This window comes from Mesorhizobium sp. M8A.F.Ca.ET.207.01.1.1 (assembly GCF_004794715.1).
GTDB lineage: Bacteria > Pseudomonadota > Alphaproteobacteria > Rhizobiales > Rhizobiaceae > Mesorhizobium.
Genome location: NZ_SRUS01000006.1, coordinates 228148 through 254043, shown reverse-complemented (window position 1 = coordinate 254043; position 25896 = coordinate 228148). Strand labels below are relative to the sequence as shown.

The window sequence follows — 25896 nt, the reverse complement described above, 5'->3', positions numbered from 1 at the left end:
TGAAAAAGGACTTCGCAGGCGGATTTGCTTAGCCAGCATATGCCGGGTGACAGGGGCTCGGACGTCTCGCACCGCGTGATGGAGATGGCCTCCAGCCTAAGCCGGAGGCCATCTCGGGTCAGACCATGAGGCCCTTGGTCAGTTCCAGCGCCTGGCGCTCGAACAGGCGGCGGTAGATGCCGCCCTTCAGGCGGATCAACTCGTCATGCGAGCCTTCCTCGACGATCTTGCCGCGATCGAACACCAGCAGCCTGTCGAGCGCCCTCACCGTCGAAAGCCGGTGCGCGATGACCAGCGTCGTGCGGCCGACCATCAGCCGTTCCATCGCCTGCTGGATCAGCACCTCCGATTCCGAATCGAGGCTCGATGTCGCCTCGTCCAGGATCAGGATGCGCGCATCGGCCAGGAAAGCGCGGGCGATCGCCACGCGCTGACGCTCGCCGCCCGACAGTTTCACGCCACGCTCGCCGACCAGCGTGCCATAGCCTTTCGGCAGGTTGGCGATGAAATCGTGCGCGCTCGCCAGTCTCGCGGCATGCTCGATCTCCTCTTGGCTGGCGCCTGGCCTGCTATAGGCGATGTTTTCGGCCAGCGAACGGTGGAACAGGATCGGTTCCTGCTGGACGATGGCGATCTGGCCGCGCAGCGACGCCTGGGCGACCTGCGAGATATCCTGGCCGTCGATCGCGATCGTTCCCGCGTTCACGTCATAAAGCCGCTGGATGAGCTTGACGAAGGTGGTCTTGCCCGAGCCCGAGTGACCGACGAGCCCGACACGTTCACCCGGTGCGATATCCACCGAAAAGTCGCGATAGAGCGGAGACCGGTGATTGCCGTAGTGAAAGGTGACGTTGTCGAAGGCGATGTGGCCCTGCGTGATGGCAATCGGTCCGGCGCCAGGCCGATCTTCAATGCCCAGCGGTTCGGACTGGAAATCGACCAGTTCCTCCATGTCGTTGATCGAACGCTGCAAATTGCGGATATGCGTGCCGATATCGCGCAAATAGCCTTGCAGCACGAAGAACGAGGTCAGCACAAAGGCGACATCGCCGGCGCTCGCCTGTCCCCACGACCACAGCATCAGCGCCAGGCCGATCACCGCGGCCCGCATGACCAGCAGCAGCGCCCCTTGCGTGGTGCCGTTAATGGTGCCGCGCACCCAAGTGCGCCGCGTGCGCGCACGCCATTTGGCAACCACCCTGGCGAGGCGGCGCTCCTCGCGCTCCTCGGCGCCAAAGCCCTTGACCACGGCGTTGCAGCTCACCGCGTCGGCCAGCGAGCCACCCAGCCGCGTATCCCAGGTGTTGGCAAGTCTTGCCGCCGGCGCCACATAGCCAAGCGAAAGCATCGCCGTCACCATGATGAACAGCACGGAGCCAGCCGCGACCACCGCGCCCATCAGCGGCCAGAACCAGCCGAGCAGCAGCGTCGAGCCTAGGAGCATGACGACGGACGGCAGCAGCGCGATCAGGATAGTGTCGTTGAGCAGGTCGAGCGCCCACATGCCCCGCGTCACCTTGCGCACGGTCGAGCCGGCAAACGAGTTGGCATGCCAGTCGGTGGAAAAGCGCTGGACGCGATGGAAAGCGTCCGCCGCGATGTCGGCCATCATCTTCAGAGTCAATTCGACGATCGCCATGAAGGCAAGGTTGCGCAGCACGACGCCGGTGAGCGCCAGCGCCATCAGAATCAGGAATGCCGTCATCGCGGCATTCCAGGCAATCGCGTCCGCGCCGGCGCTGCTGGCGACGGCATCGACCAGCCGGCCGGAATAGAGCGGTGTCAGCACGTCGGCCAGCGTCGACAGCAGGAAACCGCCCATGATCAGCGAAAGCCGCCAGGGCTGGCGCCGCCAATGGATGAGCGTGAACCCAAGAACACTGCGAAAGGCGCTGGCGCGCAAATCGATCTTAAAACGAGCCATGATGTCATTCGGGCGCAAACGAGCCCGATCCCAGTAAGGTCGAAAATTGATAAGCCGCGCCGGGCAATTGCCCATGAATGCGGAGGTTCGGCTATGGTTGGTCGCCCGCCCAATGGGCGGCGACCGGCAGCGGTAAATGCCTTTTCTGCGTCGGGAATGGTTCCGATATTTCGGAACACCGGCGCAGACCTAGGCTTCGCGGCCTCGCATAACGATGTCAAATCCTGGCATTCGGTCCTCCCTGAAGGGAATCGCGGAGAGGTCGTTATAGGGATGCTTCGATCGTTCGCCAAGGCAAGCCATGGCCAAAAGCAGTGCTGGACCAGCCGATGAGGCGATTTTGCAACAGTCGCGACTGGTGCCTGTCGTCGTCGCGCGTTGCTTACCCGGCAGACACCGCACGATCGAGGCGCATGTATCGTCCATCCGTCGATGCCTTGAAGCCCAGTCTTTCATAGACCCCATGCGCGTCGCTGGTCGACAGGCTCCAGTGCGAGACGGTGCTGAGTTCAGGATGATCGATGAGTGCCCGCACCAGCCGCAAGCCAATGCCTTGCCCGCGATGTTCGGGCCAGATGATGATGTCGGCGAGATAGGCGAATACCGTGCGGTCGGTGATCGCCCGGCCGAAACCGACCTGCTTGCCAGCGATGTAAGCGGCGGCGCAGAACGAGTTGGCAAAGGCTCGGCGATGAAACGCATCGCTGCGTCCAGCTCCCCAGTAGCTCGCCATCAACAGGTCGGAGGTCGCGCGGAAATCGATGCGTGACAGGTCGAAGCTGATCTCACAGTCCGGCATGATGGCACTCTCGCCGCGGTCTCGCGCACTCTCGCTCAGCAGGCGAAAGGACGCCTATCCACGATCCCTGAAACGGTTGGTGATGGGATAGCGGCGGTCGCGGCCAAAATTCTTCCTGGTGATTTTTACACCCGGCGCCGCCTGCCGGCGCTTGTATTCGGCGATGTAGAGCAGATGTTCGATGCGTGTCACCGTCGCCCGGTCATGGCCGCGCGCGACGATGTCGTCGACGCCCATCTCGTTCTCGACCAGGCATTCCAGAATATCGTCCAGCACCGGATAGGGCGGCAGCGAATCCTGGTCGGTCTGGTTCTCACGCAATTCGGCCGACGGCGCCTTGTCGATGATGTTCTTCGGGATCACCTCGCCCGAAGGCCCGAGCGCGCCCGGCGGCACATGGCTGTTGCGCCAGCGCGACAGCGCATAGACCTGCATCTTGTAGAGGTCCTTGATCGGATTGAAGCCACCGTTCATGTCGCCATAGAGCGTGGCGTAGCCGACCGACATCTCACTCTTGTTGCCTGTGGTGACGACCATCGAGCCGAACTTGTTGGAGATCGCCATCAGGATGGTGCCGCGCGCGCGGCTCTGCAAATTCTCCTCGGTGATGCCTTCCTTGGTGCCTTCGAACAACTGCGTCAGCGTGTGCAAAAATCCTTCGACCGGCTCGAAGATCGGCACGATGTCATACCGGCAGCCAAGTGCACGGGCGCAGTCCTCGGCATCCTTGAGCGAGTCCTTCGAGGTGTAGCGGTAAGGCATCATGACGGCGCGCAGCCGCTCCTCGCCGAGCGCGTCGACCGCAAGGGCCGCACAGATCGCCGAATCGATGCCGCCGGACAGGCCGAGCACCACATTCTTGAAGCCGTTCTTGTTGACGTAGTCGCGCAAGCCAAGCATGCAGGCGCGGTAGTCGGCCTCCTCCTTGTCCGGGATTTTCGACATCGGTCCTTCCGAGCAGACCCAGCCATTGTCCGCACGTTTCCAGGTGGTGACGTCGACCGCGTCCTCGAACTGGCTCATCTGGAAGGCGAGCGTCTTGTCCGCACCGATGGCGAAGGAGGCGCCGTCGAAGATCAGCTCGTCCTGGCCGCCGAGCTGGTTGGCATAGATCATCGGCAAGCCGCATTCGATGACTTGCTTGATGACGACCTGGCGGCGAACGTCGATCTTGGCGCGATAATAGGGCGAGCCGTTCGGCACCAGCAGGATTTCCGCGCCGCTTTCGGCCAGCGTCTCGCAGATGCCGACCTCGCCCCAGATGTCTTCGCAGATCGGGACGCCGATGCGCACGCCACGGAAGTTGACCGGCCCCTGGATCTCGGGCCCGGCCTGGAAAACGCGCTTCTCGTCGAACTCGCCGTAATTGGGCAGGTCGAGCTTGTAGCGTTCGGCGATGATCTTGCCGCCATCGGCGAAGACGATGGAATTATGCGTGCCGCTCTTGCGCTTCAGCGGCGTGCCGATGATGGCGCCCGGACCACCGTCCGCAGTATCCCTGGCAAAGTCCTCGGCCGCCCGCTCGCATGCCCTGAGGAAGGCCGGCTTCAGCACCAGGTCCTCCGGCGGATAGCCGGCGAGGAAAAGCTCGGTGTAGAGCACGAGATCGGCGCCCTGGCGGGCAGCATCCGCCCTCGCCTCGCGCGCCTTGGCAAGATTGCCGGCGACATCGCCGACCGTCGGGTTGAGCTGGGCAATGGCGATACGCAGTATGTCGAGTTTTTTGGTCATGCCTGCTGACTTAGCGCGGCGGAATTCGCCCCGCAATGGCGTTCGTTTGGACCAATTCAGACCGTCAATCGTCGCCCATATACTCGCGCAGCGATTGCGGCGAATGGTTCTCTCCGATCGACATCGCCAGGATGCGCGAAATGTGCCGGCGCGGCAGGCCCGTCTCCCTCACCCATTGATTGATCTGGGCCTGGATCTTGTCGAGATCCTTCTTCGATGTCGGGTTCTCGGCGATGTCGAGGCCCGCGTCGCGAAGGGCGGCGGCCATATCGGCCGAAATGACGAAAGCGTCCCAGCCCAGCCAGCGCAGGAAATACTGGCCGGTGTTGCCGCCGAGCCGGCTGCCATGCTTGCCGAGATAGGCCATCAGCCCGACCTGGTCGTCGGCGGGCCAGTCGGCGAGAAACCGGCCGAAACCGCGATGCTCCCTGGACACGCGCTCGACGAAGGCGGCGTTGTCGCGAACGGATTTGATCTTCTGCGGATTGCGCACGATGCGTTGATCCGAAGCCAGGTCGTGCCAGAAATCGTCAGGCTGGAACAGCAACCGCTTGGGTTCGAAGCGCAGGAACGCCTCTTCGAATCCAGGCCATTTCTGCTCGATGACCCGCCAGACGAAACCGGCTGCGAAGACGCGCTCGGCCATCGTCGAGAGGATACGGTCATCGGTGATGTCGGCCACCGCCGCATTGTCGGGCATCGGCCCCAACAGGGAGGTCAGTTCCGCCTCGCCGCCCTTGCGATTTGCCGCGCGAGCGCGAATTTTCTTGAAGTCGGCCATCGGTCCCTCTCGGTTCGCCTCAATCTAGCACTTCCCGCCTGGGCCGGCAGCCTCTACCTCTAGCGCAGCAAAGCGCTTGGAGACGGCCATGAACAAGACGATCGACGATCTGGCGAACCGCTGGCTGAAGCGTAAGCCGGATGGACTGAGCCAGCTGGAAAGCCGGGTGCTGCAAAGCACCATCGAGCGTACCACCATCACCAGGGACACCAACAAGGCCGTCGCCTTCCATCAGACCTTTGGCGACCGCCTTGCCGATACGATTGCCCGCATCGGCGGCTCCTGGTCCTTCATCCTGACCTTCATCGCCTTCCTGGTCGTCTGGACATCAGGCAATGTCTGGCTGTTGTCACGCGATGCGTTCGACCCCTACCCCTTCATCTTCCTCAACCTCGTGCTGTCGATGATCGCCGCCCTGCAGGCGCCGGTGATCATGATGGCGCAGAACCGCCAGACCGAACGCGACCGCATCGATGCCGCCCACGACTACGAGGTCAATCTGAAGGCCGAGATCGAGATCATGGCGCTGCATGAGAAACTGGACGAATTGCGCCACAGCCAGATCATCGGCATGCGCGACGAGATCGTGCGGCTGGCGGAAGTGGTCAAGCGGATCGATGAAAGACTGTCACAGCAGTCGGCGTCATGACCGAGGCGATCCACCATTTCATCGAACAATACGGGTTGCTGGCGGTTTTTCTCGGCTGCGTGGCCGAAGGCGAAAGTGCCGCGATCCTGGGTGGCTTCTTCGCTCACCAACATGTTTTCGTGCTGTGGCATGCCTTTGCCGCGGCAGCGCTGGGCGCCTTCGCCGGCGATACCTTCTTCTTCATCCTCGGCAGGAGTTTCGCCGATAATCGCCATGTCGTCAGGCTGCGTCGGCGGCCCGGCTTTCGCCGCGCTTACCGTCTGCTCAACACCCATCCCAACATATTCGTGCTGTCGAACCGCTACATTTACGGCATGCGCCTGGTCGGCGGCGTCGCGGCCGGCCTTTCGACCATAGCGGCGCCCCGCTTCGTCATCCTCAACGCCATCTCATCGGTGATCTGGGCAGTGCTGTTCAGCACGATCGGCTATGTCTTCGGATTGGGAGCCGAACAGTTGATCGGCCAGGCGCTGATGCGCCACGAGCGGCTGTTCGTCGGGCTTGGCATCGGCCTTGCCGTGGCCGTGCTTGCCTGGCTTGCCGCCCGCCACATCGCCAAGCGGGAGCGCGCCAAGGAGGTTTGACCGGTTAGTCGATGCCGAGCGCCCGATCACCCCGATCGAGAATGAGCGGGATGATCAGGTCCTCCTCATCGGCGAGATGCCGGGTCAGCATCGCGATCAGCCGGCTGTTTTCGTCGGCGTAGGCATCGGCGGCGAAGCGCTGCTTGTCCTCACTCTCCTGAAGTGTGCGGATGAAGGCATTCGCCGCCTCGGCGTTGCGCTCCAGTCCTTCGTGGATCGTGTGGTGATCGGCATCGAGAATGTCGAAGCCGCGTTTCAGACGGGGCTCCGCCTTGGCGAAGGCCGGGAAATACTGGTAGTCCTCGACATTGTGGTGCCCATCGAGATCCCCGAGAAAATGGTTGAGGCGTGGTGCGAACCAGCGCGCGAAATCGGTAGCCGCCAGTCTGCCTTCGCGATAGTTGCCAATGCCGCCGGTGAGCATGCCGCCGAGTTCGCGGAACATGTCGTGCCGCTGCAGCCACATATTGGCCATGCCGTGAATATTGGCGTGACCCTGCCAGTTCTCGCGCGGATACTTTTCGGCCAGCCAGCGCAGGTCTTCCGGCAAGCCCAGGCGTTCGAGAAGCGAGGAATTCGTGACCTCTGCCATGACGGTCTCCTTTGGTGACTGTCATATAGGGATCAAGGTCTCAGATCGGCACCCCGGTAATGCGTTCGATCAGGGCAATGCCCCAGACGCCGCCAGCGATCACGACCGAAATCAGCACCGCCAGCGAGCCACAGTCCTTGGCCAGCTGGATGTCGACATTGAACTCGCGGCTGAACGCGTCGCATGCCGCCTCGATGCCGGTGTTCAGAACCTCGACCATGATCAGCAGCAGCACCGCGCCGATCAGCAAGGCATAACCACGCCAGGAGACCGAAATGAACCATCCGGCCGGCAAGGCGAGCGCCAGCAGCATCAGCTCCTGCTGGAATGCCTTCTCATGAGCGGCCAGCTTGCGAAACGCCCGCACCGAATTGATAAAAGCATCGATCAGCCGTTGCATGCCAAGGCCCCTCTCGGAATCACCGGCCCGGGATAAAGCAATGCTCCGATCAATGGAATAAGGCGGATCGTCCAAATTTCATTCGGCGACCGGTATGGATGGCGTCGACTTTTCAAACTGCGGCAGCCCGTCGTCTATCGAATAATAGTCGCCCTTGTCGCCGACGAAGATATGACATTCGCCCTTGAGCGCGGTCGGCTTGTCGAACGATCCCGCCATGACCGAAATATAGTCCTGATCCATTGCCTTCCAGAACAGCACCGATCCGCATGCCTTGCAGAAGCCGCGCCTGGCGAAAGCGGACGCTTCATACCAGGTGATGCTTTCCGTCCCTTCAATCGAGATGTCGGTATCGGCGACATTGGTCGCGGCATAGAAATGCCCGCTCTGTTTACGGCATTGCGAACAATGGCAGTAGACGACGCCACGCAGCGCCCCGCTTGTCCGGAAGCGGACCGCTCCGCACAGGCATGATCCCTGGTGGTTGTCGCTCATTTCGGCAGTCCTCGAAGAAACCTCGTCTCCAGCATCCTTGTCAGGATTCCAGCTTCGCCGTGGTTACGCGCAAGCAAATACGACATCGATTGGCGCGGCGAATTCGAAATTCAGTTTCATTTGCGGCAACACACCGCAAAAGTTTCGCCTTCAAGACCACCGAACAGCGGGTTGTCCCGGGATGGCGGTGCAAAAATTTATGCGTTTACAGCCACAGGTAGAGGAAACCTGTGGAAGTCGGGCGGATTAAGGAAACTTTAGCGCCGACGCAAGTATGATCTTCACAAGCGAAGGGCGCAGGTGGGGACGCGCCTCTTCGCAAGATGTTCTGGCGCACCGGGTAGCGCTCCCCAGGTCGGTGATCAATGGACCCGCGAATTCTGGCCGGGATCCGAGGGGAAGAGTGAATCAGACATGCAGCCGGCAGCAGCCTCGACCGAACGAAGCACCGATATCGCAACCACCGTTGTCGCCACCATGCGCCAGCTTGGCGTCCTCGGTCTGCCACGCAACTATGAGATTTTCTATGAGGCCTTGAGCGGCACCAACCGCGAACTCAGCCTCGCCGTCGTATCGCTGAGCAACCGGCCGACGCAGGACGAGCTCGATCAGATCGGACGCACCTTCTTCGCCCATAACCATGGCCCCGGCATCGTCGAGCATGCCAGGGACGTCATCGCCCGCGAGCTCGAAGAGGTCGCGTCGCTCCTGCGCAGCGAACGCAGCCACATCGAAAAATACGGCAGAATCCTCGATGAGACATCGAGCGGCCTGACCAACCGCAGCCTGCTCTCCCAGGATCTTCTGCAAAAAATCGCCAATGCAATGACCATCGCGACCAATTCGACGATCGATCACGGCCGGCAGATCGCCTCGACGCTGAGCGACAAGACGGCCGAACTCGAGAGCGTCAAGTCGAAGCTCGAGGAATACAAGCGGCTGGCCGACACGGATCCGTTGACCCAGATCTGGAATCGCCGCGCCTTCGACAAGGAAATCACCAGGATCTACAACAGCAACAAAGGTATCCTGTTCAATGCCCTGGTGCTTGTCGACATCGATCGGTTCAAGGACATCAATGACCGCTACGGCCATCCCGTGGGCGACAAGATCATCCAGATCATCGCCGAGATTTTCCGGACCAGCATTCGCGGCGACATGTTCGTCGCCCGCACCGGCGGCGAGGAGTTCGCGCTGATCATCGAGGGCGCCAGCGAGGACGCGACCTACGAGATCGCGGAACGCATCCGCACGCTGATCGAGCAGACCCCCTTCACCAGCAGCCAGACCGGCATGAATTACGGCACCGTGACGGTATCGATGGGTATCTGCATGGCATCCGAGGCCGAAGGCCCCGAAGACCTCTACACCAAGGCGGATCGGGCGCTCTATCGCTCGAAAGTCAGTGGCCGCAACCGCGTCACCAGGCATTCGGCCATGGCCGGCCGCGCCGGCAAGAGCTGGCTGCTCTACAAGCAAGACTGAACCCTGCGCTTTTCGCCGGCCGCGCCAGCACGGTCGGAGGCACAAAAGCCGAAAATGGAAAAGGCGCCGGGTTTCCCAGGCGCCTTTTGCTTCATCGGTCCAATTGCCAGGCTCAGCCGTTCGCGACTTGCTTGTGCTGCACCGGATGGCTCTTCTTCAACAGATCCGAGACCAGGAAGGCCAGTTCGATCGCCTGGTCGGCATTGAGGCGCGGATCGCAATGGGTGTGGTAGCGGTCCTGCAACTCCTCGGCCGTGATGGCGCGCGCGCCACCGGTGCATTCGGTGACGTTCTTGCCGGTCATCTCGACATGGATGCCGCCCGGATGGGTACCTTCGGCGCGGTGCACCTCGAAGAAGGTCTGCACCTCCTTCAGGATGCGATCGAAGGGCCGCGTCTTGTAGCCGGCGGCTTCGATGGTGTTGCCGTGCATCGGATCCGACGACCAGACCACGCTGCGGCCTTCCTTCTGCACCGCGCGCACCAGCTTCGGCAGATGGTCGGCAACCTTGTCGGAACCGAAGCGGGCGATCAGCGTCAGCCGCCCCGGCTCGTTCTCGGGGTTCAGCAGGTCGATCAGTTCCAGCAGGCCGTCCGGCGTCAGCGACGGACCGCATTTCAGCCCGAGCGGATTCTTGATGCCGCGGCAATATTCGACATGCGCATGGTCGGGCTGGCGCGTGCGGTCGCCGATCCAGATCATGTGGCCCGACGTGGCGTACCAGTCGCCGGAGGTCGAATCGACACGGGTCAGCGCTTCCTCGTAGCCGAGCAGCAGCGCCTCGTGGCTGGTGTAGAAGTCGGTTTCGCGCAGCGCGAAATTGGTTTCGGACGTAATGCCGACCGCGCGCATGAAATCCATCGTCTCGGTGATGCGGTTGGCAAGCGACTCGTATTTCTCGCCTTGGGGGCTGTCGGAGACGAAGCCGAGCATCCAGCGATGCACGTTCTCCAGGCTGGCATAGCCTCCCTGCGCGAACGCACGCAGAAGATTAAGGGTCGCCGCCGACTGGCGGTACGCCATTTCCTGGCGGGCAGGATCAGGGATGCGGGACTTGGCGTCGAATTCGATGCCGTTGATGATGTCGCCGCGATAGCTCGGCAGCGTCACCTCGCCCTTGGTCTCGTTGTCGGATGAGCGCGGCTTGGCGAACTGGCCGGCGACGCGGCCGACCTTCACCACCGGCTGCGCGCCGGCGAAGGTCAGCACGACCGACATTTGCAGGAAGACGCGGAAGAAGTCGCGGATGTTGTCCGCGCCATGTTCGGCAAAACTCTCGGCGCAGTCGCCGCCCTGGAGCAGGAAGGCCTCACCGGCGGCGACGGTAGCCAATTGCTTCTTCAGCTTGCGCGCCTCGCCGGCAAAGACCAGCGGCGGAAAGGTGGCGAGTTGGGCTTCCGTGTTCTTCAGCGCTGCAAGGTCCGGATAGGCGGGAACCTGCTTGATTGGCTTTGCTCTCCACGAATTCGGCGACCATTTCGTCATCGCTGCACCCACGCTCTTTCCGGCGAACACCCTTGCCCGCCATTTCCAGCCCCTAGATGGGGTGGCGGCTCCATACACGAAGCCGATTTCCTATTCTAGACCGGAATTTCGATGCTGGCGAATGGCTTGACGCCCCCAGGACGGCCCGAAAGCCGGGATCAGGCCGCCTTCTCCGCCAACTTCGCCAATTGCGTCATGACCACAGCCGAGCCCGCCAGGCGCTTTTCGGCATTCGGCCAATCGCGCGCGAAGACCACGCTATGGTCCGGCCTGATCTTGGCCAGCGAACCCTGCTCGCCGATATACTTGACCAGTCCGACGGGATTGGGGAATTCACGCTTGCGGAAATGGATGACGACGCCCTTCGGCCCGGCGTCGAGCTTCTCGACATTGGCCTTGCGGCAGAGCGCCTTGATGAAGACGATCTTCAAGAGATGCTTCACCTCGTCCGGCAGCGGGCCGAAACGGTCGATCAACTCGGCGCCGAAGGCGTCGATTTCCTCGGTGGTTTCGAGATCGCCGAGACGGCGATAAAGCGCCAGCCTGAGCTGCAGGTCCGGCACGTAGCCTTCCGGGATCATCACCGCCGTGCCGACGGCGATCTGCGGCGACCAGCCGCCATCCTGGACCTCGCCGGAATCCTTCACCTCGGCGACCGCTTCCTCCAGCATCTGCTGGTAGAGCTCGAAGCCGACCTCCTTGATGTGCCCGGACTGTTCTTCGCCCAGAAGATTGCCAGCGCCCCTGATGTCGAGATCATGGCTGGCGAGTTGGAAACCGGCGCCCAGCGTGTCGAGCGATTGCAGCACCTTCAGTCGGCGCTCGGCCGTGTCGGTCAGCTTGCGGTTGGCCGGCAGGGTGAACAGCGCATAGGCGCGCACCTTCGAGCGCCCGACGCGGCCGCGCAACTGGTAGAGCTGCGACAGGCCGAACATGTCGGCGCGATGGATGATCAGCGTGTTGGCGGTCGGGATGTCTAGGCCCGATTCGACGATGGTGGTCGACAGAAGCACGTCGTACTGCCCGTCATAGAAGGCGTTCATGATGTCATCGAGTTCGCCAGGCGGCATCTGCCCATGGGCCACCGCCACCTTCAGCTCGGAAACGGATTCCTTAAGGAAATCATGGATTTCAGCGAGATCGCTGATCCGCGGAACCACATAGAAGGAATGGCCACCGCGGTAGCGCTCGCGCAGCAGCGTCTCGCGGATGACCAGCGGATCGAAGGGCGAGATGAAGGTGCGCACCGCCATGCGGTCGACCGGCGGCGTGGCGATCAGCGACAGTTCGCGCACGCCGGTCAGGGCCAGTTGCAGAGTGCGCGGAATCGGCGTCGCCGACAACGTCAGGACGTGAACATCGCTCTTCAGGTCCTTCAGCCGTTCCTTGTGCTTGACGCCAAAATGCTGCTCCTCGTCGATGATCAGCAGGCCGAGATTCTTGAACGAGATCGACGACCCGAGCAGCGCGTGGGTGCCGACGACGATGTCGACCTGCCCCTCGGCCAGGGCCTTCTTCGTCTCGGCAAGTTCCTTGGCGCCGACCAGCCGCGAGGCCTGGGCGACACGGATGGGAAGCCCCGAGAAACGCTGCGAGAATGTCTTGAAGTGCTGGCGCGACAACAGCGTCGTGGGCACCACCACGGCGACCTGAAATCCTTCCATCGCCGCGATGAAGGCGGCACGCAGCGCCACTTCGGTCTTGCCGAAGCCGACGTCGCCGCAGATCAGCCGGTCCATCGGCTTGCCGGCGCCAAGGTCGTCGCGCACCGAGTCGATGGCCGTCTGCTGGTCGTCGGTTTCCTCGTAAGGGAAACGGGCGGCAAACTCATCATAGAGGCCCTCGGCCGGCACCAGCGCCGGCGCGGCGCGCATCTGCCGTTCGGCGGCGATGCGGATCAGCTGCCCGGCCATATCGAGCAGGCGCCGCTTCAGCTTGGCCTTGCGCGACTGCCAGGCGCCGCCGCCGAGCTTGTCGAGCGTTGCCTCGGCTGTGTCGGAGCCATAGCGCGACAAAAGCTCGATGTTTTCCACCGGCAGGAACAGCCGGTCGTCGCCCGCATAGTGGATTTCCAGGCAGTCATGCGGCGCGCCGACCGCTTCGATGGTGCGCAGGCCGATGAAGCGGCCAATGCCGTGGTCGGCATGGACGACAATGTCACCGGCCGACAGGGCCGAGGCTTCGGCGATGAAATCGGACGCACGCTTCTTGCGCTTCGAGCGACGGATCAGCCGATCGCCCAGAATGTCCTGTTCGGCGACAACGACCAGCTTTTCAGTCTCAAAGCCGGATTCCAGCGGCAAAACCGCCAATGCGGCCTGGCACGGCTCGAGCTGTTCGGCCTCGGCCAGCGTCTCGACCTGTTTGAGGTTGCCGAGATGGTGCTCGGCCAGGATCTGGCCAAGCCTGTCGAGCGAGCCTTCGGTCCAGCCGGCGATGACGACCCGGCGCCGCGCCGCGCGCTCGTCGGCTATGTGCCGGACGACGACATCGAAGACATTGACGTTCGGATCGGCTCGCTCCTCGACGAAGCTGCGGCCATGCCGCGAGCCGGCGTGGAAGACTTTCTTACCCCCTACGTCGGGCGCATCGAACACGGTAAAGTCGATGTCCTCGCGCTCGCCAAGCGAAGACTTGAGATTCTCCGGCGAGAGGTAGAGCAGGTCCGGCGCAACCGGCTTGTAGGGCACCGCATCCTTGAGCGCACCGTCAGCCTGCTTTTTGCGCGCCTCGTAGTGGTCGAGGATCAGCGTATGACGTTCGGCAAGCGCCTCATGCGCCAGATGGTCGAAAACCACGGGTGCGTCAGGCAAGTAATCGAACACCGTCTCCAGCCGCTCATAGAAGAACGGCAGCCAATGCTCCATGCCCGCGAAGCGCCGCCCCTCGCTGACCGCGGCGTAGAGCCCGTCGTCACGCGATGGCGCGCCGAAGGCCTCGATATAGGCGCGGCGGAAGCGGCTGATGGTTTGAGGCGTCAGCGCCACTTCGCTCATCGCCTGCAGCGCCATCGATTTGCGCTGGCCAGTGGTGCGCTGCGTGGCGGCGTCGAAGACGCGGATCGATTCCAGCGTGTCGCCGAAGAAATCAAGTCGCAGCGCCTCGGTCCAGCCGGGCGCGAAGAGGTCGAGAATGCCGCCGCGCACCGCGAATTCGCCGATGCCTCGCACGGTCGGCACGCGTTCGAATCCCGACGTCTCCAGCCGCGCGATCAGCGCATTCATGTCGATCTGGTTGCCGGGTCTGGCGTGGAAGGTCTGCGCCTCGACAAGCTCCGCGGGCGGAATACGCTGCAGCAACGCATTGGCGGTGGTGAGAATGACGGCACGATGCGGTTTCTTCGCCAGCGCGATCATGGCGGTCAGCGCATCGAGGCGCTTGGCGGCGGCATCGGAACCCGGCGACACACGGTCGTATGGTAGGCAGTCCCAGGCAGGCAGCTCCAGCACGGGCAGGCCGGGTGCGACGAAGGACAGCGCCTCGATGATGGAAGGCAGGCGCTGGCCGTCGCGGGCCACGAACAGCACCGGCTTGTCGGGTGCGATCTCGAGCGCCGTCTGGACCAGCGCGAAGGCCTCGTATCCATCGGCGACACCGTCGACGATGAACTGACCGGTGCGGCCCTTCGGCAAGCCAATGGTGGGAATGAGAGCCATCAAATCACGGTCTTGGTTGTCGCAATTCCCGTGGGAAAACCGCTTCGCACTTTTCCTGGAATTGCTTGTGTTCAGAAAGTCATGTGTTCAGAAAGTCATGGTCCGGCGGGACGCCAGGATTTTTTGCAGGACGGCACAGTCGATCTCCGTCGGCACCGGGCGTTCGCCAGTGACCAGCGGCAGGAATTCCGTGTCGGAAATGTCGAGGAGCCTCTCATATTGGTCGATTTCCTCGGCGGTCAAGGTGCCGATCTCGGCATCGGCGAAGGTGCCGAGGATGAGGTCCATCTCGCGCATGCCGCGATGCCAGGAGCGGAACAACAGCTTGCGGCGATGGGCGTCCAGACCCTCGCTTGATCGTTTCGTTCCGGTCATTGTGCCGCATCCTCGCTTCAAGCGGCGCATATAGCGTGGATAGTGGGCGGTGTCAGCCTTGCGCTGCGGCCGTCGCGACATAAGCTGACATCATGCGTCCTTCCATCCTCGATCCCCTGTTTGTCCCGATCACTTCGCTTGCCGGCATCGGACCGAAGGTCGGTGCGTTGATCGAGAAGGTCGTGGCGGCCGACCTCGGCGATCGCGCAGCGCGTGCCGGCGATCTGTTGTTCGTGCTGCCGCACACCGTCATCGACCGCCGCAACCGGCCAGGCATCGCACTCGCGGCCGAAGGCGCCATCGTGACGCTTGAGCTGCGCATAGACCGCCACCAGGCGCCGCCGCGCGGCAACAAATCAGTGCCCTATCGGGTCTACGCCCATGACGATACCGGCGAAATCGGCCTGACCTTCTTCCATGCCCATGCCGCCTATCTCGAAAAGGCGATGCCGGTGGGCGAGCATGTCGTGGTGTCAGGCCGCATGGAATGGTTCAATGGGCGCCCGACCATGGTCCATCCCGACCATATCGCACTCGCCAATGAAGCCGAGAACCTGCCGCTGGTCGAACCGGTATATCCGCTGACCGCGGGGCTGTCCGGCAAGGTTTTGCGCCGTGCCATCGGCCAGGCGCTCGGCCGCCTGCCGGACCTGCCGGAATGGCAGGACGATGCCTTCATGCGCCGCCAGGGCTTTGCGTCCTTCGGCGACGCGCTGACCCGCATCCATTATCCCGCCGACCCGATCGATGTCGCGGTCGAAGGGGCTGCATGGCGCCGCCTCGCCTATGACGAATTGCTCGCCGGGCAGGTTTCGCTGGCCCTGGTGCGGGCAAAGGTGCGACGCCTGTCAGGCCGACCGCTCGTCGGCGATGGCCGCATCGTCGAGAAGCTGCGTGCGGCCCTGCCCTATTCGCTTACCCCCTCGCAGGAATTCGCGCTCGCCGAAATCAACGCCGATCTCGCCGACCCCGAGCGCATGCTGCGGCTGCTGCAAGGCGATGTCGGCTCGGGCAAGACGGTCGTGGCTCTCCTGGCCATGGCACGCGCCGTCGAGGCCGGCGGCCAGGCGGCGCTGATGGCGCCGACCGAAATCCTGGCGCGCCAGCATCTGGCGACGATCACCCCGCTTGCCGCCAAGGTCGGATTGCGCATCGCCATCCTGACCGGCCGCGAAAAGGGCCGCGAGCGAGTCGAAACACTGGCGGGTCTCGCCAGCGGCGAAATCGACATCGTCGTCGGCACCCACGCGCTGTTTCAGGAAACGGTCAGCTTCCACGATCTGGTCCTGGCCGTCATCGACGAGCAGCATCGCTTCGGCGTCCACCAGCGGCTTGCCATCACCGCCAAGGGCGACGCGCCAGACATGCTGGTGATGACCGCGACCCCCATCCCGCGCACGCTGGTGCTGACCGCTTTCGGCGACATGGATGTGTCGAAGCTGACGGAAAAACCAGCCGGCCGCCAGCCGATCCGCACCGTCACGCTGCCGCTCGAACGGCTCGACGAACTGGTCGGCCGCATGCTCGATGCCGTCGCGGATGGCCAGAAAATCTATTGGATCTGTCCGTTGGTGGAGGAGTCAGAAGAGATAAAACTGATGTCGGCCGAGGATCGTTTCGCCTCGCTGAAGCCGCTATTCGGCGATCGCATCGGCCTTGTCCATGGCCGCATGAAGGGTGCCGAGAAGGACGAGGCAATGCGCGCCTTCAAGCAGGGCGAGACGCGCATCCTGATCGCCACCACTGTCATCGAGGTCGGCGTCGACGTGCCTGACGCCACGATCATGGTCATTGAGCATGCCGAGCGATTCGGTCTCGCCCAATTGCACCAGCTGCGCGGCCGGGTCGGGCGCGGCGATATCAAGTCATCCTGCGTGCTGCTCTACAAGGACCCGCTCGGCGAAACCGCCAAACGCCGGCTGTCGGTGATGCGTGAGACGGAGGACGGCTTCCTGATCGCCGAGGAGGACCTGAAATTGCGCGGCGAAGGCGAATTGCTCGGCACGCGCCAGTCCGGCACGCCGGGTTTCCAGGTGGCGCGGATCGAGGCGCATGCCGACCTTCTCGAAGCCGCGCGAGACGATGCCAGGCTGATCCTGTCGCGCGACCCCGAACTGCAATCGGATCGCGGCGAGGCGCTGCGGCTCCTGCTCTACTTGTTTGGCCGCGACGAGGCCGTGCGGCTCCTGCGCGCCGGATGAGGGCCTAGCGGCGGATTGGCCAGGGTTCCGTTGATCGGCTCACCGTTCAGCGTCACCAATTTCGTCTTTACCTCAGGGGCCACCAACCCGGCCGACACGATCAGCTTGGCGCCGTCCTCGATCGTCATGTCGAGCGGCACGATGTCGGATTTGGGCACATACATCAGGAAACCGGTCGTCGGGTTCGGCGTGCACGGCATGAACACGGCGATCAGCGGATCACCTTCCTGGTCGAGCTTCTGATTGATCTCGGTTTCCTTCTCGCTGGCGACAAACACCAGCGACCACACACCCTTGCGTGGATATTCGACCAGCCCAACCTGACGGAACATGTCGCCCTTGTTCGACAGCACGGTCTCGAAAATCTGCTTCAGCGAGCCATAGATGCCGCGCACCAGCGGCATGCGGCCAAGCAGGCGCTCGCCAAATCCGACTATGGCGCGGCCGACAATGTTGGCGGCGAGAAAACCGATCAGCGTTATCAGGATCAGCGCGACGATCAGCCCGAACCCCGGAACCGGGAACGGCAGGTAGGTATCGGGGCTGTAACGCGCCGGGATATAGGGTTTGACCCAGGAATCGACCCAGCCGATGAACGACCATGCGATATAGGCGGTGATCGCCAGTGGGGCGCAGACGACGAAGCCCGTGAGGAAATAGTTCCTCAGCCGGGTCATGCCGGAGGTCTTCGGAGCATCGGACATGGTTCACCGGGCGCGCGGGTTGCGGCGCAACATTAGTGAACCGGAAGACGGTTTGGAACTGCGAAGTTTTTAAAGGCGCCTGTTTAAGAGTGCCTATTCCACCGTCACCGATTTCGCCAGATTGCGCGGCTGATCGACGTCGGTGCCCATGAACACGGCGGCGAAATAGGCGAGCATCTGGATCGGCAGCGCATAGATGATCGGCGAGATGATTTCCGGCACATCCGGCAGCACGATCGTCTCCATCGTCTTGACGCTCACCTGTGCCGCGCCCTTGCTGTCCGTGATCAGGATGATCTTGCCGCCGCGCGCCGCCACTTCCTGCATGTTGGACACGGTCTTTTCGAAGATGCGGTCATGTGGCGCAATCACGATCACCGGCATGTTCTCGTCGATCAGCGCGATAGGCCCGTGCTTCAGCTCGCCCGCCGCATAGCCTTCGGCATGGATGTAGGAGATTTCCTTGAGCTTCAGCGCGCCTTCCATGGCCAGCGGGAAATTGGTGTCGCGCCCGAGATAGAGCACGTCCTTGTAGCGCGACAGCTCGCGCGCGATCCGTTCGATCTGCTCTTCGAGCTTCAGCACCTGGTTGGCATAGCGCGGTGCTTCCGAAAGCGCTCGCACCAGCGTCTTCTCTTGCTCCGTCGAGATCGCCCCGCGCGCCACGCCGGCGCGTACGGCAAGCGACGCGAGCACCGACAATTGACAGGTGAAAGCCTTGGTCGAAGCGACGCCGATCTCCGGCCCCGCGAGCGTCGGCAGCACCACGTCGGATTCGCGCGCCATGGTCGATTCCCGCACGTTGACGACGGCGCCGATCTTCATGCCGGCCTTGCGGCAATAGCGCAGCGAGGCCAGCGTATCGGCGGTCTCACCGGACTGCGAGATGAAGAAGGCCGCATCGTTCGCCGACAGCGGCATCTCGCGGTAACGGAATTCCGATGCGACATCGATATCGACCGGGAGTCTCGCATAGCGCTCGAACCAGTATTTACCGATAAGGCCGGCGAGATAGGCAGTGCCACAGGCGGAGATGGCCAAGCGGCCGATCTTGGCGAAATCGAATGGCAGGTCGAGCGGCTTGGACACGCCGGAGACAAAATCGACATAATGCGCCAGCGTGTGCGAGATCACCTCGGGCTGCTCGTGGATTTCCTTCTCCATGAAATGGCGGCGGTTGCCCTTGTCGACCATGAAGCTGGTCGACAGCGACTGCTGGCGCCTGCGGTCGACTTGTCTGCCGTCGATGTCGAAGATGGCGACGCTGTCGCGGCGCACCACCGCCCAGTCGCCGTCTTCGAGATAGGTGATCGAGTTGGTGAACGGAGCGAGCGCGATGGCGTCGGACCCCAAGAACATCTCGCCATCGCCATGGCCGACCGCCAGTGGGGGGCCGTTGCGGGCGCCGACGATCAGGTCCTCGTCGCCCTTGAACATGATGGCCAGCGCAAAAGCGCCTTCCAGCCGCTTCAGCGCCTTGTGCGCGGCCTCGACCGGCTTCAGCCCCTTGGCGAGCTCCCTCGCCACCAGATGCGCAACGACCTCCGTGTCGGTCTGCGACGAGAAGGAATAGCCGTCGCGGATCAACTCGTCGCGCAATTCGGCAAAATTCTCGATGATGCCGTTGTGGACAATAGCGACGCCGTCGGAAAAATGCGGATGCGCATTGGTCTCGTTGGGCACGCCGTGGGTCGCCCAGCGGGTGTGGCCGATACCGATCGTGCCATCGAGCGGCTCGTCCTTGAGCCGGCGTTCGAGGTTGACCAGCTTGCCTTCGGCGCGGCGGCGGCCGAGCACGCCCTTTTCGATGGTGGCGACGCCTGCCGAGTCATAGCCGCGATATTCGAGCCGCTTCAGCGCATCGACGATAAGCGGCGCAACCTGGGAGTGGCCGACGATTCCAACGATACCGCACATGCAGACAGTCCCCGATTGCCCATGGAAAACCAGCGCTATTTAGGGGTGGCCGGCCTGCCGCGAAAGTCACATTGCATTTCGTCCCGTGTAACGGACGCTTCTGCAGGCATGCACCATGACAGCCCGCCCTTGCAATCCGGTTACTGCAATCGCTCGGTTTTTCGATTGCTTCGGCGAGAAAGCAGCCCCGTCGACCAATCGCTAATGGTCGGCGCCAGCCGCCTTTTTCTTCGCCGCCGCTGCGGAGGCAAACCGTTCGCGCAATTCCTTGGCTTTGCCGGGAATCGTCTTCTGGCGGGCGCGGCCGAAGGCCAGCGCATCGTCGGGCACGCTTTCTGTGATGACGCTGCCCGAGGCGATATAGCCGCCCTTGCCGATGGTGACCGGCGCCACCAGTGAGGAATTCGAGCCGATGAAGGCGCCCTCGCCGATATCGGTGAAGAATTTCGAATAGCCGTCATAGTTGCAGGTGATGGTGCCGGCGCCGATATTGGCCCCGGCGCCGACGCGGGCATCCCCGATATAGGTCAAATGGTTGACCTTGGCGCCCTCCTCGATAACGGCCTGCTTGACCTCGCAAAAATTGCCGACCTTGGACTTCTGCTTGAGATCGGCGCCCGCCCGCAGCCGTGCGAACGGCCCGACATCGCAATTGGAAGCAATGGTGGCGCCCTCGATATGGCTGAAGGCGTGGATCTTGGCGCCCGAGGCAACCCTCACACCCGGTCCAAACCAGACATTGGGTTCGACGATCGTGTCGGCGCCAATTTCGGTATCGTGCGAGAAATAGACGGTTTCCGGAGCAATCAGCGTCACGCCCGACAGCATCGCCTCATGGCGCCGACGCGCCTGCCAGATGGCTTCGGCTTGCGCCAGTTCGGCGCGGTTGTTGATGCCCAGCGCACTTTCGAAGCTGGCTTCGGTGGCAACGACATCAAGGCCCTGTGCACTGGCGATCTCGACGATATCGGTGAGATAATACTCGCCCTTGGCATTCTTGTTGCCGACGGCGTCGAGCAGTTTGAGCGCGTGCGCGCCGGCCACCGCCATCATGCCGGCATTGCAGAAGGCGATCTTCTTCTCTTCTTCGGAGCAATCCTTTTCCTCGCGGATCGCTATCAGCTTGCCTCCCTTTTCGATCAGCCGGCCATAGCCGGTCGGGCTGGGCGGTCGGAAACCGATGACCACGACAGCGGCACCTTCAGCCAGTTTCAGTCGCGCCACCGTCAGGGCATCCGCATCGATCAGCGGCGTATCACCGAACATGACGAGGACATCGTCATAACCCTTTGATATCGCTTCGCGAGCGGCGAGGACGGCATGCGCCGTGCCAAGGCGTTTGTCCTGAACGAAGGTCTCCGCCTTCGGTGCAAATTTCGCCGCCGCCTTACGCATCTCATCCGCGCCATGCCCGATGACCAGCGCCTGGCCGCTGGCGCCAGCGGCCTCGGCCGCCTTCACCACATGAGCTACCATCGGCAACCCCGCGATCTGGTGCAGCACCTTCGGCAGCGCGCTCTTCATGCGCGTGCCTTCGCCGGCGGCGAGGATGACGGACAGGCAGGTTCTCTGGCTCATGAAGGCAACCATATGAAAAGGGTTGGGAATCAAATCATGCTAGCAGTGGCGCGATGCTGCACCAATGCGGTTAAATTCCGGTGAGATGCAGACGGAAGAGCAACTGACTTCTAATCAGTAGGCTTACCCCAGCCGCCCCAGCAGCGGAAAATTCTCCAGCAGCCAATAAGACACCGCCTGCACGCCGCCGGTGAGGAAAAACACGCCGGCGACGACCAGCAGCGCGCCGATCGCCTTTTCGACGCGGCCGAGATGGACGCGGAATTTGCCGAGGAAGCGCATGAAGGCGCCGGAGAACAGCGCGGCGATCAGGAACGGGATGCCGAGGCCGAGCGAATAGGCGGCGAGCAGCAGCGCGCCCTCGCCCACGGTTTCACGGCCACCGGCCAGGGTCAGGATCGGCCCCAGCACCGGGCCAATGCAGGGCGTCCAGCCGAAGGCGAAGGCAAGGCCCATGACATAGGCGGCGACGGCGCTGGCCGGCTTGCCCTGCGACTGGAAGCGCGCCTCGCGCGACAACAAGGGGATGCGCAGGATGCCCAGAAAATTCAGGCCCATCAGGATGATCAGCACCCCGGCGCCCATCGCCAGCGGCTCCTGCCAGACGCGCAGCAGCCGGCCGATGGTCGAGGCGCCGGCGCCGAGCGCGACGAACACGGTCGAAAAACCGAGCACGAAGGCGATCGAGGAGTAGAGCAGCGCGCCGCGTGCGCCCCGGCTTGCCGTCGCGCCCGCATTGCCGCGGAAATCGTCGACCGATACGCCGGCCATGTAGCAGAGATAGGGCGGCACCAGCGGCAGCACGCATGGCGACAGGAACGAGATGGCCCCCGCCCCGACCGCGCTGACATAGCCGATGTCCAATGCCATTCCAAAGCTCCTACTGTTCCGGCGCCGATATAGCGACGCGCCGACCTGTGCGCCAATCACCAATGTGTGGCAACCGGTCGCCGTTCGGGCAATCGCACTCGCCCCGAATTCAGCTGCGCCACCCATCTTAGTACGACCGAACCGAGAGAATTGTTACGGGCAACGAGGCCCGCCAGCTGCCAATGTCCTCAAGCCTCTCGGGAAGAAAACCCGACCGGCAGGCGTTGACACGACGAGGCCGCGATTTCCCGCGCACCTCCACATATTAGCCAGGGAGATTTCCATGAAGACCATAACTGTAGGGCTAGCCGCGCTTTTGCTCAGCACCGTCGCATCCCTCGCCGCCGATGCGTGGAAGGAAGCCAATGTCGGAGGCACCAAGATCTACACCAACGCCAAGGGCATGACGCTTTATACCTACGACAAGGATGAGAAGGGCAAGTCGAACTGCGACGACAAATGCGCCGCCAACTGGCCACCGTTGAAGGCCGAAGCCGGCGCAAAGGCCTCCGAAGGATGGACGACCGTCAAGCGCACCGACGGCACCAAGATGTGGGCCTATGACGGCAAGCCGGTCTACACCTTCATCAAGGACAAGAAAGCCGGAGATGTGAGCGGCGATGGCGTCGCCGGCGTCTGGCACATCGCCAAAGCCGACTGAACCCCTCAACGCCATATCCTGCCCGCTGGGGGACATGGGTTGGTCGCCGGCATCCTTGCCCGATCCGGCGATTGGCTTTTTTGTGAACCATGGCGCGCCCCGGTCCGGCATTCCGGCGGATCTTTCCTCGACTCACCGAAACTTGAACCGGGTCATCTTTCGAGACTGGTGACGATCATCCAGCCTGACCGAAATTCTGTGATTTCTCCATACACTCTTAGAGTGTATTGCTGGCGGCACCCCCGCAATTTGGCCCCTTCCCCTTGACCGGATGCAAAAGCGCGGCCATGTGAGCGACGAACAGAACCGAGATTTCGTCGCGCGCAGCGGAATTCTTCTGCCGCATCACAGCTGATATGAGACCTCATGGACGTCGTCGTCGTCGAATCGCCGGCCAAGGCGAAGACAATCAACAAATACCTCGGCAGGAACTACAAGGTTCTTGCCTCGTTCGGCCACGTCCGCGATTTGCCGGCCAAGGATGGCTCGGTGCGCCCGGATGAGGATTTCGCGATGTCCTGGGCGGTCGACACCGCCTCGGGCAAGCGCCTTACCGACATCGCCAATGCGGTCAAGGATGCCGACGGCCTGATCCTCGCCACCGACCCGGATCGCGAAGGCGAGGCTATCTCCTGGCATGTGCTGGAGGTGCTCAAGCAGAAGCGCGCGCTGAAGGACAAGCCCGTCAGCCGCGTCGTCTTCAACGCCATCACCAAGGCGTCGGTGCTGGAGGCGATGGCCAATCCGCGCCAGATCGATGCGCCTCTCGTCGATGCCTATCTCGCCCGCCGGGCGCTGGACTATCTCGTCGGCTTCACGCTGTCGCCGGTGCTGTGGCGCAAATTGCCGGGCGCCCGCTCCGCCGGCCGCGTCCAGTCGGTGGCGCTGCGCCTGGTCTGCGACCGCGAATCCGAAATCGAACGCTTCATCCGCGAGGAATATTGGCAGATCGCTGCCATCCTCGGCACACCGCGCAACGAGACCTTCGAAGCCCGCCTGACCGCATTCGAGCGCAAGAAGCTGCAAAAGCTCGACATTGCCAACAAGGCGCAGGCCGACGACATCAAGGCGATGCTCGAGGGGGCTACCTTCAAGGCGCTGTCCGTCGAAGCCAAGCCGACGAAGCGCAACCCCGGCCCGCCCTTCACCACCTCGACGCTGCAGCAGGCCGCCTCGTCGGGCCTCGGCTTCTCGGCCACGCGTACCATGCAGGTGGCGCAGCGGCTCTATGAAGGCATGGACATTGGCGGCGAGACCGCCGGCCTCATCACCTATATGCGAACCGACGGCGTGCAGATGGCCCCCGAGGCGATCGACGCCGCTCGCGACGCCATCGCCAAGGAATTCGGCCCGAAATACCTGCCGGAAAAGCCGCGCCAATACACCGCCAAGGCCAAGAACGCCCAGGAAGCGCACGAAGCGATCCGGCCGACGGATTTCATGCGCACCCCGGCGTCGGTCCGGCAATATCTCGATGCCGACCAGGCACGGCTCTATGAACTCATCTGGAAGCGCGCCATCGCCAGCCAGATGCAGTCGGCCGAGATCGAGCGTACCACCGTCGAAATCGAGGCGCTGAACGGCGCCCGCACCGCCGAGCTCCGCGCCGTTGGCTCGGTCGTCCGCTTCGATGGCTTCATCGCCGCCTACACCGACCAGAAGGATGACGACGCCGAAGACGAGGAAAACCGCCGTCTGCCCGAAATCCGCGCCGGCGAGCAGCTTGCCCGCCGCGCAATCAATGCCACCCAGCACACGACCGAGCCGCCGCCGCGCTACTCCGAGGCGTCGCTCATCAAGAAGCTGGAAGAGCTCGGCATCGGCCGTCCCTCTACCTACACGGCGATCCTGAAGACGCTCGAGGACCGTGACTATGTCACGATCGACAAGCGCCGGCTGGTGCCGCAGGCCAAGGGCCGCCTGCTGTCGGCCTTCCTCGAAAGCTTCTTCGAGCGCTATGTCGAATACGACTTCACCGCCTCGCTGGAGGAAAAGCTCGACGAGATTTCCGACGGCAAGCTCGCCTGGAAGGACGTGCTGCGGGACTTCTGGAAGGATTTTTCCGGTGCCGTCGCCGACATCAAGGAGCTGCGCGTCACCGACGTGCTCGATGCGCTGAACGAAGAACTGGCGCCGCTGGTTTTCCCTGCCCGCGAGGACGGCTCCAATCCGCGTATCTGCCCGAAATGCGGCACCGGCAATCTGTCGCTGAAGCTCGGCAAGTTCGGGGCTTTCGTCGGCTGTTCGAACTATCCCGAATGCTCCTTCACCCGCCAGCTCGGCGACGCCGCCAATCCCAATGGGGAGAACGGCGGTGGCGACGACGGCACCAAGCTGCTTGGCAAGGATCCTTACACGGCCGAGGAAATCACGCTGCGCTCGGGCCGCTTCGGCCCCTACATCCAGCGCGGTGACGGCAAGGAAGCCAAGCGATCGAGCCTGCCCAAGGGCTGGACGCCTGAATCCATAGATCACGAGAAGGCGCTCGCCTTGCTGGCGCTGCCGCGCGACGTGGGGCAGCATCCGGAAAGCGGCAAGATGATCTCGGCCGGTCTTGGCCGCTACGGCCCATTCGTGCTGCACGATGGCACCTACGCCAATCTCGACAGCATCGAGGACGTGTTCTCGATCGGCCTCAACCGCGCGGTCACCGTGATTGCCGAGAAGCAGTCGAAGGGCAAGGGCGGCCGCAACGGCGGCACGCCGGCAGCCCTGAAGGAGCTTGGCGACCATCCGGACGGCGGCGGCAAGATCGTCGTGCGCGACGGCAAATACGGCCCTTATGTAAATTTCGGCAAGGTCAACGCCACGCTGCCCAAGGGCAAGGATCCGCAATCGGTGACCGTCGAGGATGCGCTGGCGCTGATTGCCGAGAAGGAAGCCAAGGGCGGCGGTGGCAAGAAGCCGTTCCGCAAGGCGGCCGCGGCCAAGGCCCCCACAGCCAAGAAAACCACGACCAAGAAGGCAGCCGCCAAGAAGCCGGCCGCGAAGAAAAAAGGATAGGACGG

20 protein-coding genes are annotated in these 25896 nt (G+C 62.9%); 6 read left to right on the top strand and 14 right to left on the bottom strand.

Annotated elements, in window-relative coordinates:
* Window positions 1-118: 118 nt before the first annotated feature.
* From EN850_RS19570 to EN850_RS19555, 4 genes are all read right to left on the bottom strand, one after another.
* A complete protein-coding gene (locus EN850_RS19570; protein ID WP_127872577.1) occupies window positions 119-1924 on the bottom strand; it encodes an ABC transporter ATP-binding protein in 1806 nt (601 codons plus the stop codon).
* A gap of 382 nt (window positions 1925-2306) precedes the next feature.
* Window positions 2307-2723 carry a GNAT family N-acetyltransferase gene (locus EN850_RS19565; RefSeq protein ID WP_127872578.1) on the bottom strand — a complete coding sequence of 139 codons (417 nt, stop codon included), beginning with the start codon at window positions 2721-2723 and terminating at the stop codon, window positions 2307-2309.
* Window positions 2724-2777: 54 nt separating this feature from the next.
* Entirely contained in the window at window positions 2778-4454 is a 1677-nt protein-coding gene (locus EN850_RS19560) for an NAD+ synthase (RefSeq protein WP_136092051.1), read from the bottom strand.
* A gap of 64 nt (window positions 4455-4518) precedes the next feature.
* Entirely contained in the window at window positions 4519-5235 is a 717-nt protein-coding gene (locus EN850_RS19555; protein ID WP_127872580.1) for a DNA-3-methyladenine glycosylase I, read from the bottom strand.
* An 88-nt stretch (window positions 5236-5323) separates the two neighbouring features.
* On the opposite strand from EN850_RS19555, the gene EN850_RS19550 reads away from it, so the two are divergent.
* Together EN850_RS19550 and EN850_RS19545 are read left to right on the top strand one after the other, a co-directional pair.
* Window positions 5324-5884 carry a DUF1003 domain-containing protein gene (locus EN850_RS19550; RefSeq protein ID WP_127872581.1) on the top strand — a complete coding sequence of 187 codons (561 nt, stop codon included), beginning with the start codon at window positions 5324-5326 and terminating at the stop codon, window positions 5882-5884.
* A complete protein-coding gene (locus EN850_RS19545) occupies window positions 5881-6468 on the top strand; it encodes a DedA family protein (RefSeq protein WP_127278685.1) in 588 nt (195 codons plus the stop codon). Before EN850_RS19550 ends, EN850_RS19545 begins: the two co-directional genes overlap by 4 nt.
* 4 nt (window positions 6469-6472) lie before the next feature.
* Here the strand turns inward: EN850_RS19545 and EN850_RS19540 are convergent, their stop codons facing one another.
* From EN850_RS19540 to EN850_RS19530, 3 genes are all read right to left on the bottom strand, one after another.
* Window positions 6473-7060 (bottom strand): hemerythrin domain-containing protein, encoded by a 588-nt coding sequence (locus EN850_RS19540; RefSeq protein WP_127872582.1) that lies wholly within the window; start codon window positions 7058-7060, stop codon window positions 6473-6475.
* 40 nt (window positions 7061-7100) lie between these two features.
* Window positions 7101-7460, bottom strand: coding sequence for a diacylglycerol kinase (locus EN850_RS19535; protein ID WP_127278686.1), 360 nt, complete (start codon window positions 7458-7460; stop codon window positions 7101-7103).
* Between the two features lie 78 nt (window positions 7461-7538).
* Window positions 7539-7955, bottom strand: a complete 417-nt coding sequence (locus EN850_RS19530; protein WP_127872583.1) for a GFA family protein — start codon at window positions 7953-7955, stop codon at window positions 7539-7541.
* 414 nt (window positions 7956-8369) lie between these two features.
* On the opposite strand from EN850_RS19530, the gene EN850_RS19525 reads away from it, so the two are divergent.
* Window positions 8370-9440 (top strand): diguanylate cyclase, encoded by a 1071-nt coding sequence (locus EN850_RS19525; protein ID WP_127872584.1) that lies wholly within the window; start codon window positions 8370-8372, stop codon window positions 9438-9440.
* A gap of 112 nt (window positions 9441-9552) precedes the next feature.
* Here the strand turns inward: EN850_RS19525 and EN850_RS19520 are convergent, their stop codons facing one another.
* The 3 genes from EN850_RS19520 to EN850_RS19510 form a co-directional block, all read right to left on the bottom strand.
* Window positions 9553-10926 (bottom strand): 3-deoxy-7-phosphoheptulonate synthase class II, encoded by a 1374-nt coding sequence (locus tag EN850_RS19520; protein ID WP_127872585.1) that lies wholly within the window; start codon window positions 10924-10926, stop codon window positions 9553-9555.
* A 158-nt stretch (window positions 10927-11084) separates the two neighbouring features.
* The gene (gene mfd, locus EN850_RS19515) at window positions 11085-14582 is read right to left on the bottom strand and encodes a transcription-repair coupling factor (protein WP_136092050.1); all 3498 of its coding nucleotides are present in this window, start codon (window positions 14580-14582) and stop codon (window positions 11085-11087) included.
* A gap of 87 nt (window positions 14583-14669) precedes the next feature.
* Entirely contained in the window at window positions 14670-14957 is a 288-nt protein-coding gene (locus EN850_RS19510; RefSeq protein WP_127281115.1) for a succinate dehydrogenase assembly factor 2, read from the bottom strand.
* A gap of 92 nt (window positions 14958-15049) precedes the next feature.
* Between EN850_RS19510 and recG the strand changes: the two genes are divergently transcribed.
* On the top strand, window positions 15050-17158 hold the full coding sequence (gene recG, locus EN850_RS19505) for an ATP-dependent DNA helicase RecG (protein WP_136092049.1): 2109 nt from the start codon (window positions 15050-15052) through the stop codon (window positions 17156-17158).
* Here the strand turns inward: recG and EN850_RS19500 are convergent.
* From EN850_RS19500 to EN850_RS19485, 4 genes are all read right to left on the bottom strand, one after another.
* The gene (locus tag EN850_RS19500; RefSeq protein WP_135880484.1) at window positions 17110-17862 is read right to left on the bottom strand and encodes a DUF502 domain-containing protein; all 753 of its coding nucleotides are present in this window, start codon (window positions 17860-17862) and stop codon (window positions 17110-17112) included. The genes recG and EN850_RS19500 overlap by 49 nt on opposite strands.
* A gap of 93 nt (window positions 17863-17955) precedes the next feature.
* The gene (gene glmS / locus EN850_RS19495; protein WP_135928629.1) at window positions 17956-19779 is read right to left on the bottom strand and encodes a glutamine--fructose-6-phosphate transaminase (isomerizing); all 1824 of its coding nucleotides are present in this window, start codon (window positions 19777-19779) and stop codon (window positions 17956-17958) included.
* A gap of 201 nt (window positions 19780-19980) precedes the next feature.
* A complete protein-coding gene (gene glmU, locus EN850_RS19490; RefSeq protein ID WP_136092048.1) occupies window positions 19981-21357 on the bottom strand; it encodes a bifunctional UDP-N-acetylglucosamine diphosphorylase/glucosamine-1-phosphate N-acetyltransferase GlmU in 1377 nt (458 codons plus the stop codon).
* A 123-nt stretch (window positions 21358-21480) separates the two neighbouring features.
* A complete protein-coding gene (locus EN850_RS19485; protein ID WP_135880489.1) occupies window positions 21481-22227 on the bottom strand; it encodes a cytochrome c biogenesis CcdA family protein in 747 nt (248 codons plus the stop codon).
* Between the two features lie 283 nt (window positions 22228-22510).
* Between EN850_RS19485 and EN850_RS19480 the strand changes: the two genes are divergently transcribed.
* The gene (locus tag EN850_RS19480) at window positions 22511-22888 is read left to right on the top strand and encodes a hypothetical protein (protein ID WP_135864404.1); all 378 of its coding nucleotides are present in this window, start codon (window positions 22511-22513) and stop codon (window positions 22886-22888) included.
* Between the two features lie 366 nt (window positions 22889-23254).
* Complete coding sequence (topA, locus tag EN850_RS19475) at window positions 23255-25891, top strand: type I DNA topoisomerase (protein WP_136092047.1); 2637 nt, start codon at window positions 23255-23257, stop codon at window positions 25889-25891.
* The last annotated feature ends 5 nt before the right edge of the window (window positions 25892-25896 follow it).